Source organism: Limnohabitans sp., from assembly GCF_036804465.1.
GTDB lineage: Bacteria > Pseudomonadota > Gammaproteobacteria > Burkholderiales > Burkholderiaceae_C > Limnohabitans.
On record NZ_DAIRSK010000008.1, the window covers coordinates 22013 to 22251 of the forward strand.

The following is a 239-nucleotide window of genomic DNA, read 5'->3' on the forward strand; positions in this document are numbered from 1 at the left end:
GGAACGCATCGCTAGTTTATTGCTTTTAACAGATAATTCAATAAAATGCAAATCATATGACCTCTTTAAAATGGGCCCTTCAACCACTCCATTGAATCAATTTTATGAAGAATCAAAAAATTGCGATGATTTAAAAATTAGCTTTGATACACAAAATGATAAAGCATTCATGCTCGAATCTCAAAAAATTCAATCTAGGATATTTAAAGATTTAGGTATTAATTATGCAAAATAAAAAT

Annotated in this window: 1 protein-coding gene; it reads left to right on the top strand. The window is 27.6% G+C overall.

Annotated elements, in window-relative coordinates; all coding sequences use genetic code 11:
* On the top strand, nucleotides 1-235 hold a 235-nt coding region (locus V7Q41_RS05715), incomplete at its 5' end, for a hypothetical protein (RefSeq protein ID WP_333844074.1).
* Nucleotides 236-239: the final 4 nt, after the last annotated feature.